General features: G+C 45.9%; 11 protein-coding genes. 9 read left to right on the forward strand and 2 right to left on the reverse strand.

Annotated features, from left to right (window positions below; translation table 11 throughout):
• The coding region (locus F7D73_RS00665; RefSeq protein ID WP_194256802.1) for a phage integrase SAM-like domain and Arm DNA-binding domain-containing protein at positions 1-671 on the reverse strand (671 nt) is incomplete at its 3' end.
• 310 nt (positions 672-981) lie between these two features.
• Here F7D73_RS00665 and F7D73_RS00670 point away from each other — a divergent pair.
• From F7D73_RS00670 to F7D73_RS15975, 9 genes are all read left to right on the forward strand, one after another.
• Positions 982-3,393, forward strand: a complete 2,412-nt coding sequence (locus F7D73_RS00670; protein ID WP_153121825.1) for a TonB-dependent receptor — start codon at positions 982-984, stop codon at positions 3,391-3,393.
• Between the two features lie 176 nt (positions 3,394-3,569).
• Positions 3,570-5,135 carry an acyl-CoA carboxylase subunit beta gene (locus F7D73_RS00675; RefSeq protein WP_117726979.1) on the forward strand — a complete coding sequence of 522 codons (1,566 nt, stop codon included), beginning with the start codon at positions 3,570-3,572 and terminating at the stop codon, positions 5,133-5,135.
• A 24-nt stretch (positions 5,136-5,159) separates the two neighbouring features.
• Complete coding sequence (locus tag F7D73_RS15970) at positions 5,160-5,309, forward strand: hypothetical protein (protein ID WP_176425588.1); 150 nt, start codon at positions 5,160-5,162, stop codon at positions 5,307-5,309.
• Positions 5,310-5,319: 10 nt separating this feature from the next.
• On the forward strand, positions 5,320-5,745 hold the full coding sequence (locus F7D73_RS00680) for a biotin/lipoyl-containing protein (RefSeq protein WP_022120280.1): 426 nt from the start codon (positions 5,320-5,322) through the stop codon (positions 5,743-5,745).
• A gap of 187 nt (positions 5,746-5,932) precedes the next feature.
• On the forward strand, positions 5,933-6,742 hold the full coding sequence (locus tag F7D73_RS00685) for a HesA/MoeB/ThiF family protein (protein WP_153121826.1): 810 nt from the start codon (positions 5,933-5,935) through the stop codon (positions 6,740-6,742).
• Positions 6,743-6,963: 221 nt separating this feature from the next.
• Positions 6,964-7,122 carry a hypothetical protein gene (locus F7D73_RS00690; RefSeq protein WP_153121827.1) on the forward strand — a complete coding sequence of 53 codons (159 nt, stop codon included), beginning with the start codon at positions 6,964-6,966 and terminating at the stop codon, positions 7,120-7,122.
• Positions 7,110-7,286 carry a hypothetical protein gene (locus tag F7D73_RS00695; RefSeq protein WP_153121828.1) on the forward strand — a complete coding sequence of 59 codons (177 nt, stop codon included), beginning with the start codon at positions 7,110-7,112 and terminating at the stop codon, positions 7,284-7,286. The genes F7D73_RS00690 and F7D73_RS00695 overlap by 13 nt, the downstream gene beginning before the upstream one ends.
• 12 nt (positions 7,287-7,298) lie before the next feature.
• Positions 7,299-7,463 carry a hypothetical protein gene (locus F7D73_RS00700; RefSeq protein WP_153121829.1) on the forward strand — a complete coding sequence of 55 codons (165 nt, stop codon included), beginning with the start codon at positions 7,299-7,301 and terminating at the stop codon, positions 7,461-7,463.
• On the forward strand, positions 7,448-7,621 hold the full coding sequence (locus F7D73_RS15975; RefSeq protein WP_194256803.1) for a hypothetical protein: 174 nt from the start codon (positions 7,448-7,450) through the stop codon (positions 7,619-7,621). Before F7D73_RS00700 ends, F7D73_RS15975 begins: the two co-directional genes overlap by 16 nt.
• A 253-nt stretch (positions 7,622-7,874) precedes the next feature.
• On the opposite strand, the gene F7D73_RS00705 is transcribed toward F7D73_RS15975, so the two are convergent.
• Positions 7,875-11,087, reverse strand: coding sequence for an Eco57I restriction-modification methylase domain-containing protein (locus F7D73_RS00705; RefSeq protein WP_153121830.1), 3,213 nt, complete (start codon positions 11,085-11,087; stop codon positions 7,875-7,877).
• Positions 11,088-11,125: the final 38 nt, after the last annotated feature.

Consider the following 11,125-nt stretch of genomic DNA (forward strand, 5'->3'; position numbering starts at 1 on the left):
GTCAAGAACTCACGTTCCTTGTGGTCTGGGTCAACGTGGTACATGGCAAATGGATTTCTCGGTATCTTGCCGTTGTAGTGGGCTGCCGTTACGATATGTTTCAGTGGTATGGAGTAAATCCAAATGGAGGACTGCGCTAGTCCGACAACATTCTTCAAATACAGGCAATAGTCACGGATGAACTCCTCGGTAAGCTCATTCATGGACATATCGCTGCGCTTGTACTGATACTTAATAAACTCGGCAACGTACTTTCTTACCGTCAGATACTTGCGGTAGGTGTTCTTGGCTCTGTCCTTGCCTACACGCTTGGCAAAAGCAGCGTTCTCCTTGTCAAAGGCTCTGAGCAAGGTCTCATACTCCGTGCCTATGCCTTGGTAGGCATTTCTCACCATTTCAGCGGTAACGAACGCCTCACGGTCGGAAAGTCGCTGGTAATGCTTGGCGATTTGAGCCTTGATGTTGTCAAGCGCAAAGTTCACCTCCTTGGCTTCCTTGCTCTTGCCAATGGCTCTGTTGCCCTTGGCATCCCAGATTGCCTTGGTCACGCTCTGCTTGCAACTGAACTGTGCGATAGTTCCGTTGATTGTCACTCGCCCCATGATTGGGACAATTCCATTTCTCTCCTTGCTTCCATTTACATAGAAGACTGTCTTGAAAGTGCATCTCATAATTCTTACTTTTTTGTTCGGTGCAAAATTAAACTATGAGAGTTGCATGGCAAAACCAAAACTTACGCAGAATGGAGAAATATGAACCGCCACCGTTAAAAATGCTTATTAGGGCGTTTCTGCGAGGTAATGATTTGAAAGCGTTTCTACTTCTCTAATCTGCTTTTTCCTCATTTCCTTGTCACTGACAACTAAAGCCAAAGACTGCCACAACCACTTGAAACTCAAAACAAATGCTCTATTTTGCTATTTTTTGCCTTTTTAGGCGTTCTTTTTATAATAAAAATCAACTTTCTTCGTTAAATACTACATGAAACAGAAATTTTTTATCATTATAATATGCCTGATTGCTACCCTGAAGATGATGGCACAGGAATTCACGCTGCAGGGTAGAGTCACCAATGATGACAACAACCCCGTAGAACTTGCCACGGTTTCCGTCGTAAGCCAGGGAAAGGTGGCTTTCACTTCGCTCAAGGGTGAATTCAGCATGCATCTGCATTCTGCCGACAGCGTAGCCGTCAAATTCTCGATGATCGGCTACAAGACCAAGGTGCGCGTCCTGAGAAAGCCTAGAGGAAAGCAGACCCTCCAGGTGGTGCTACATACCGATGCCACGATGCTGGGCGACGTGAATGTGACGGGAGAGAAGATACAGTCTGACCAGACGCAGGACATCAAGGTCAAGGACATCAAGATGGCTCCTTCTGCCAACGGCAACGGCGTGGAAGGCATCATCCAGCAGCAGGCTGGCGTGAGTACCCACAGCGAACTTTCCTCGCAGTACAACGTGCGTGGCGGTGCCTTCGACGAGAACTCCGTATATATAAATAATGTGGAAGTATACCGTCCGTTCCTCGTCCGAAGCGGTCAGCAGGAAGGTCTTTCCGTCATCAATCCATATATGGTAGACAAGATAGGCTTCTCTACCGGAGGCTACGGAGCGAAATACGGCGACAAGATGAGCTCGGCACTCGACATCACCTACAAGACGCTGAAAGCCAAGGGCAAGAAGCCTGTAGTAGAAGGAAGCGTGGCTGCCAGCCTGCTGGGAGCCGATACCTATATCGGAATAGGAACCCGGAAACTCTCATGGCTCAACAGCGTGAGATACAAGACCACCTCCTACCTCCTCGGTTCGCTGGAGACTAAGGGAGAATACAAGCCACAATATCTTGATTACCAGACCTATCTGAGCTATCAGCCCAACAAGCGATGGAAGATAGACTTCATAGGATATATCTCTGACAATCATTACAACTTCGAACCGTCCGACCGCGAGACCTCGTTCGGAACGATGGAGAACGTGAAGAGTTTCAGGGTGTACTTCGACGGACAGGAGAAAGACCGCTTCCTCACCTATTTCGGAACCCTTGGCATCACCCGCCACATCACCCCGAACACCAGCCTCTCCCTCCTGGGAAGTGCCTTCCATACCAAGGAACAGGAGAAATACGACATCCAGGGACAATACTGGCTCGACCAGACCGAGACATCGGAAAACCTGGGTGTGGGAACCTATTTCGAGCATGCCCGCAACTACCTCACAGCCCGTGTGATGAGCGCCAAGCTGATGCTGCGCCACAAGGTAAAGAAGCACAATGCAGAAGCGGCTGTCACCCTGAAAAGGGAACATATCGAAGAGAATTCCATCGAATACGAGATGCGCGATTCTGCCGGATACAGCGTTCCCCACACCGGAAAGGACCTCTATATGATTTATTCCATGAAAGCCCGTAACGAACTGAATGCCAATCGTATAGAAGCCTACATACAGGACACCTACCGATTCTCGGGCGGTACTGCCGACAGCACTGGAAACGGACAGACGCATTACACGCTGAACTATGGTGTGCGCATGAGTCACTGGAACTTCAACCGCGAGACGATCCTGAGTCCACGTATCTCTCTCGCCATCATTCCGGCAAACCACGAGAACACCACGCTCCGCCTGGCAGCCGGACTATACTATCAGGCACCTTTCTTCAAGGAGCTGAGAGATACGACAACCGTCAACGGAGTGACCGTAGCATCGCTCAACGAGAAGATCAAGAGCCAGCGAAGCATCCATTTCATCGCCGGTTACGACTACCGTTTCCGGATGAACGACCAGCGGTTCAAGTTCTCTGCCGAGGCTTACTACAAGGCATTGAGCAACATCGTACCTTATTCCGTCAGCAACGTGAAGGTGGTATATTACGGTCAGAACGAGTGCAGCGGTCATGCAGCCGGACTTGATTTCAAGCTCTATGGCGAGTTTGTACCGGGTACGGATTCCTGGCTCAGCCTCTCGCTGATGGATACGAAGATGAAGCTCAACGGCAAGAGCATCCCTCTGCCTACCGACCAGCGCTATGCGGTGAACCTCTTCTTCACCGACTACTTCCCTGGCAGCAAGAAATGGCGCATGTCGCTGAAGCTTGCCTTTGCCGACGGATTGCCATTCGCCGCCCCCCACAAGGAGTTGGAGACCAACAGTTTCCGTGCCACCGCCTATCGCCGTGCCGATATCGGCATGAGCTATCAGCTGCTCGACAACAGCCGCCGGGAGAAGAAGACCTTCCTGAAGAACGTAACGCTGGGCGTAGACTGCCTCAACCTCTTCGGCATCGACAACGTGAACAGCTACTACTGGGTAACCGATGTAACCAGCCAGCAGTATGCCGTGCCTAATTATCTGACAGGCCGCCAGCTCAATGCCCGTGTACTTCTGGAATTTTAGAACCCAAAAGTGGAGATTTTTCACAATATTCTAAATATTTAACCGTAGATAGTTCGCTATCTGCGGTTTTTTTCGTATCTTTGCGCCCGAATTATGTGGTGACGGCCCGTTCCCCACCCCATCTATTCAGAAATACATTCTATAAAGAATAAAGAAATAATACATAATAATCAATTATGAGCAAACAAGTAGAAAAGATTAAGGAGCTGATCGCAAAGCGCGAACAGGCTCGTCTTGGCGGTGGCGAGAAGGCCATCGAGAAGCAGCATGCACGTGGCAAATATACCGCTCGTGAGCGTATCGAAATGTTGGTAGATGCCGGCAGTTTCGAGGAGTATGATATGTTCAAGTTGCATCGTTGCACTAACTTTGGCATGGAGAAGAAGCAGTACCTCGGTGATGGTGTTGTAGCTGGTAGCGCTACTATAGCTGGCCGTCTGGTTTACGTATATGCTCAGGACTTCACCGTAAATGGTGGTTCACTCTCTGAGACTATGGCACAGAAGATCTGCAAGGTAATGGATATGGCTATGACTATGGGTGCACCTGTTATCTGCATGAACGACTCAGGTGGTGCTCGTATTCAGGAAGGTATCTGCGCCCTCGCTGGTTATGGTGAGATCTTCGAGCGCAACATCCTCGCTTCTGGTGTCATCCCACAGATTTCTGCTATCATGGGCCCTTGCGCCGGTGGTGCCGTTTACTCTCCAGGTTTGACCGACTTCATCATCATGAAGGAGCAGACTTCTTACATGTTCCTGACTGGTCCTAAGGTTGTAAAGACCGTAACTGGTGAGGACATCGATGCAGAACACCTCGGTGGTGCATCTGTTCACGCAACCAAGAGTGGTGTAACCCACTTCGCTGCTAAGACAGAGGAAGAGGCTATCGAGATGATCAAGAGCCTGCTCTCTTACATCCCTAGCAACAATACAGAAGAGGCTCCACGCGTTGAGTGCACAGACCCAATCGACCGCATGGACGATACTCTGAACGAGATTATCCCAGACGATCCAAACCAGGCATACGATATGTATAAGGTGATTGGTGCTGTAACCGATAACGGAGAGTTCTTCGAGGTTCAGCCTAAGTTCGCCAAGAACATCATTACAGGTTTCGCCCGCTTTAATGGTCAGAGCGTTGGTATCGTAGCCAACCAGCCAGCAGCTTACGCAGGTGTACTCGATGTAAACGCTAGCCGCAAGGCAGCCCGCTTCGTTCGTTTCTGCGATGCCTTCAATATTCCTATCGTATCTCTCGTAGACGTACCAGGATTCTTGCCAGGTACAGGTCAGGAGTACAACGCTGTCATCCTCCACGGTGCACAGTTGCTCTACGCTTACGGCGAGGCTACCGTGCCAAAGATCACTATCACATTGCGTAAGAGCTATGGTGGTAGCCACATCGTGATGGGTTGCAAGCAGTTGCGTGCTGACTTGAACTTCGCTTGGCCATCTTCAGAGATTGCTGTAATGGGTGCCAGCGGTGCCGTTGCCGTTCTCTGTGGTAAGGAAGCTAAGGCTAAGAAGGAAGCTGGCGAGGATGTAAAGGCATTCCTGGCTGAGAAGGAGCAGGAGTATACTGACAAGTTTGCTAATCCATATCAGGCTGCTCAGTATGGCTACATCGATGATGTCATCGAGCCACGTAACACCCGTTTCCGCATCTGCCGTGGTTTGGCTCAGCTCGCTACCAAGCGTCAGAGCTTGCCAGCTAAGAAGCATGGCTGTATGCCAATGTAATGATATAATTAAACATTAGAATAAATGGATAAGAATATTTATGCTGCGATTGCCATGGCACTCTATGAGTACCAGGGCAATAACGTACACGACAAGGAGCCTGGCATCATCACTATCAAGCCACGTCAGACGATGTGGAACGCCAAGTTCTTGAGTTTAACAGCTAAACCATAATGTAATAGAAATGAAAGAGTTTAAATATACAATTGACGGAAAAGAATACAAGGTTCAGATTGACGCTGTTGAGGGTAACATCGCAAGCGTGAACGTAAATGGCGAAGCTTACAAGGTTGAGATGGAACAGGAGGCTGAGCCAGAGAAGAAGAAGGTTGTGCTCGGTCAGCCAGCAGCTGCATCTGATGATGCTGAGGCTACTCCAGCTGCCAACGTAAATACAGCCAACGCTGTAAAGGCTCCTCTCCCTGGTACTATTACCAGCATCGAGGTAGCTGTTGGTCAGGAGGTAAAGGCAGGCGATACAGTTGTCGTTCTCGAGGCTATGAAGATGCAGAACAACATCGAGGCTGAGAAGGATGGTAAGGTAACCGCTATCTGCGTTAAGCCTGGTCAGGCTGTGCTCGAAGAGGATGCACTCGTGGTTATCGAGTAAATCAAGAATTTGAGAATGAGAGAATTATACTTCCAGATTCGGGAATTTATAATTCGGGTTCTTATAAAGAATATCAAAGGTCGCAAGCTGTTAATTGTTTGCGACCTTTTTCTATACTGCTGTATGAGCATAAACTGCTATACAAAGTAATTTTTTACTAAAGAAAAAAGACATAAAGTACTATAAAATGATAGATTTAACAGAAGAACAGATAGAAAGATACAGCCGCCACATCCTCCTTCAGGATGTAGGCCTCGAGGGACAGGAAAAGCTCCTCAATGCCAAGGTGCTCATCATTGGTGCCGGAGGATTGGGTTCCCCAGTTGCCCTCTACCTCGCTGCGGCTGGCGTGGGACATATCGGTATCGTAGATGCCGATGTGGTTGACCTCAGCAACCTGCAACGACAGGTCATCCACCAGACCAAGGACTTGAACACCCCTAAGGTGGAAAGCGCCAAGGAGAAGATGATTGCCATCAATCCTGATGTGGAGGTAACAACCTACCATACCTTCCTCGCCTCAGACAATGCCGAGGAAATCATCAAGCCATGGGATTTCGTCATTGATTGCACCGACAACTTCCCGGTGAAGTTCCTCATCAATGATGCCTGTGTGCGACTGGGCAAGGCATTCTCGCATGGCGGCATCCTGAGATTCCAGGGGCAGACCTTCACCCATCTTCCAGGCACGGCTTGTTACCGTTGTTTCTTCAAGGAGCCACCTCCAGCAGGCACTGTTCCTACCAGTAGCCAGGCAGGAGTCCTTGGTGCCATCGCTGGTATGCTCGGAACCATTCAGGCAGCAGAGGCTTTGAAGTACATCCTCGGTGTAGGCGAACTGCTCACCGACCGATTGCTCACCTTCGATGCCAAGACGATGAACTTCCGCACCATCAAGGTAAAGAAGCGTGCATCCTGCGAAATCTGCGGCGACCACCCTACCATCGATCATCTCATCGACTATGAGCAGGCTGCGTGTGATTTGAAACACCACTAAGATTTAGTGATTATTTTCGAATAAACACATATAACAAAAAGCAAAGTCACAATACCCAGCTCTATCAGCTAGGTATTGTGACTTTTTTTTCAGAACCGTTCCCAAGCCCAACAAAGAACAAAAACCTTGATTATAAGATACTTTATAAAACATTTCTCCCATTTTTCTTGCATGATTCAGATAATAATCGTATTTTTGCAGCAGATAAAATACGCAAGCTTATGAAAGAGAAAAGATATCCTGTTGGCTGGCATCCGGCTAATGAAGAAGAAGCCATAGCTAGGATTGAAGCTATTGAGGCGGAATATGAGAATGGGCAATATATTGATGCTGAAGATTTTGAAAGAGAACTAATTGCACAATATCCATGGCTAGCATAAGATTAACACTTTACCACCACCCTTACCATAGTGCGATCATCAAGGAGAATTGGAAGATTATCTATCGCTACGACGAAGCCAACGACCTCGTCATTTTCGTAGATTTATGGGATATGAGAAGAAGCCCTAGATATCTGATTAGACAATTCAAAAGAAAACTATAAAGGAAAGAGCTCATGAAAGAGAAAAGATATCCTGTTGGCTGGCATCCGGCTAATGAAGAAGAAGCCGTGGCTAGGATTGAAGCCATTGAAGCGGAATACGAAAGGACAGGCAAGGCTACAGATTTTGAAGAATTTATAGAAGAATTAAAGGCAGAAGGATTATGGCTTATCCAATAAAAGCAATACCAACACTCTATGGTGAGGCGGCTCGTCGTTTCCAAGAAATGGCAGACGAAACAGAGCACAAATATGATATTAGTCCCAAGCGAGACATCAAAAAAGATCCTCACTATCGGGCTGTGCGCACAATACTCGAAAGATCTAACATAAAATAGGACATTGCAGGTGGTTCAAGAACGGGCTGAAGGCCCAAAAGCTCTTAGCCCAGGGCAACGCCCTGGGTATGCTAGCAATCAGCAATGCGCCCTGTAAGGGCAAAAGCTTTAAAAAGAGTTCCACCTATAATATATTCCCCAGCTCTGACACTCGGAATAGGATTCTAGCGCCCCCGCATTTCACGGGGTCGCTAGAACTAAAATACTGAATATCAATTTCATAATAAGCTAATCTCACTTACAAATTCCGTCTTTATTCCTCTTTATATGCCTCATACTCCTCACGTGAGATTGGAGTCTCTGGGTCAACAATCAACACTTCATCATAGGTCAAGCCATAGAGGTGATAGACGAGGAAGTCGATTTGATATTCTAAGGAAGTAGTGTCGGCTTCTATGTTTACTTTTTTCAACTCCAACACTTTTGAAACCAATGATTCCAATTGTTTCAGAATCACCGCACTTGGAATTGGTATTCTCAATTGTTTCAGATATTCAGCCTTTATTGCTAAATTCAAGAACCTTGTGGCAAACAAATAATTGATTAACGTAGAATCCAATATTCCCAACAGGTAACGTAGAGAAGCATGAACATCATTTGGAATTATGAAGTTTACACCTTGACTTCCATATACAGACTTATCATCCAATACAGCACAAATTCTTGTTTTCAATGCCTCATTTCTTGTATTTTGGACTAAGATTTTCTCTTTCAAATCCAATTCTCTTTTCACTCGAGGCCATTGTAAAGAATACCATTGAATCGCACCATTCTTCGCTTCTCTCCGTTTTGACAATGCGTCCTTAAAAGCAGCAAGCCAAGTTTCTGTATTTGGGTAAGTCTCTATATTTACAGAATTATTTAGATATAAGATTCTACGTTCTCTACTTCTAACAGCATATCGTTCTATGTCTCTTCCATGACAAAGAGGATGAAGCAACTCTTTATCTATCCCATTCGACAACGCATCTGATTCCGAATCAAAAATAAATGCAGGATTATTACCTGTTACAATGCCTTGAAATACAGAGAAATTCTCATCAAGTCGAGGGAAGTCATGATTAAATAGTTTACCCATTAAATCATTAGTCTTTTGATCACTAATACTAATAAGATTCTGGAACAAAGAGAAATAATCACTTGGAACAGAGCTAACTTTCTGATTTTCAAACTCCACAGCATTCTTCAATATGATTTTTTTGTTTCCTCTTTTACAGAAACGTAAAATAGTAGTATCAACTGTAGGGGCATGGAAAACTTTACCACCAGTATAACATACTTCCGATAACCATTTATTATCTAAGAAAAGATTGCGCAATTTTTTATACGACAAATTGGAATGGATGATAGAAGGAATGATATAGGTAACAACAGCACTAGCTGACGCTAATTTGGTCAATGCCATTTCCAAAAATAGCGAAAACAAATCTGCACGCTTTTCAAAACAAGTAAAAGTATCCTTATATATTTTCTTATCTTCCACAGAAATACCTTCCACATTAACATACGGCGGATTACCAATCACAATATCAAATCCGCCCTTTTCGAATACATCCGCAAAATATGTATGCCAAAGGAAGAACTGGTCATTTGGAATCTCCAATTCATCTACAGCATCCTGCACCTCATGATTTCCCTCGGCACAAACCTTGATGTAATCCTTCACATACTTATCTATCTGCTGGCGACGCTGAGCACGCAAGGTATGATCGGTGATACTAAAATATGATTTTACTAAATCCTGAATGGTCTTCTGAACATCAGTTTCCTCAAAACCCAACGAGAGAACACCACGAGTTTTCTTGGTATCCTTGCCGGTCTTCAACTTCTTGGAAGTAACATCCAAATCCACCCCTTTATAACTCTCCAGCAACGAGTTGCCCTGCATAATCTTAAAGTCGAGATTAGGCAAAGGCATCGGCTCCTTTTCATCGATGATAAGAGCAAGCCAGAAACGGAGACGGGCGATATCTACGGCTCCCTTCTCTATATCAACACCATAAATGTTGTTCTGAATGATATGGCGCTTGATGTCGGCAGCATTATCCTCCTCGAAGATTTCGATAGACTTGCGACATGCATAGAGTTCACGGAGTAAACCCATAGGGAAAGCTCCCGAACCGATGGCAGGGTCGCAAATCTTCACGTCTATCAACTTCCGGTCGATAGACATGGCAAGTTCTGAAGAAGCTCCACCCAGCTCCTCCACATCATTGGTTTTCACAAAGTTAGCAATATGTTCCTTAACCTCTGCATCATCTATGCCAGTTTGCAGATACGCCGTCAGCGACTCCTGACACATGTAACGAACGATTTCCTTTGGGGTATAGAAGGCTCCCTTGTCCTTGTTATCCTCCAAAAGATTCTCGAAAATCTTGCCAAGCATCTCCGGATCAACACCCACCTCGGCATCATTCGGATCGTTCTCATCAATCGTAAAGTTGTAACTATCAAAGAAATCGAAGAGCGACTGGAACATTCCGGCAGGGAAGACAGAATCTACTTCATCTATCTTCTCCTGCTGGAAAAGACCACCATTAAGATAAGGAATTTCATCGGCATTCGGAATATACTTCACTCCCACTCCGTTAACCAAAGGCGCACTACTCCGGTCCTCTGGCTTGGTATTGAGCAAGCCAAAGAACATCGGTTCAAGCACCTTATCCAGAAAATCTTCCTTTACTTCATCAGAGGCATCATAGAACAAATCGTGCATGTAATGCAGATTGCCAGCAAGCCATCCCTTACTCTGCAGGAAATAAAGGAACACGATACGACCCATCATCTTCTTGATATAATCGCGAACCAGTTTATCATCCTCCTTAAAGGATGAAAAGTACTGGGCATCAGGCTCTCCAGTTTCCTGCTCCACCCATTTGTTTCCCTTCTTTACATATTCCTTACCCGTAATGAACTTCACGAACTCGGCATACTGCTTGCGGTAAGCATCGAAGAAATCATCAGAAAGCGCTTCTACAGAGAACGCTTTCTTGATTTCAAGAAACTCATTGGCTTTTGTCCGTAAACTTTCAAAACGAAGTATAGGAGTTTTATAAAAAGCCTTCTCATCACCAAACACATAGGTGAATCGCTTGGTGTTGGTAGCATCTTCCTTCAAATCGCAAATCAAAGACAGACGCCAGTTGGTTCCATCATTAAATACCGCCAAGGCTGCATCAAAGCCATAGCCCAGATAAGGGCGAATCAGATTACGAAGCCCCACCTTGCGACGCAGCACCGAACCATCCTCCATTTCATAATAGAAGAAGCCTAACTCATAATTGTCTTGCGTTGTCATACTGCCCAGGAAATACCCCTTGCGGTCTTCGGCATCCTCGTCCAAAGCCTCAGCTCTCACACGCACCTTGTCGGCATGAAAGTAATCCTGCAGCAACATCTGCCACTTCGAAAGATTGAACTTTGACTGAAAGAGTCGCTTGAATGTTTCTTTATTATATGTAGCCATAACTATCTTTGTTTTTTCTGTTCTTACACCTTATTATA

This window comes from Segatella copri, assembly GCF_009494395.1.
Classification (GTDB): Bacteria; Bacteroidota; Bacteroidia; order Bacteroidales; family Bacteroidaceae; genus Prevotella.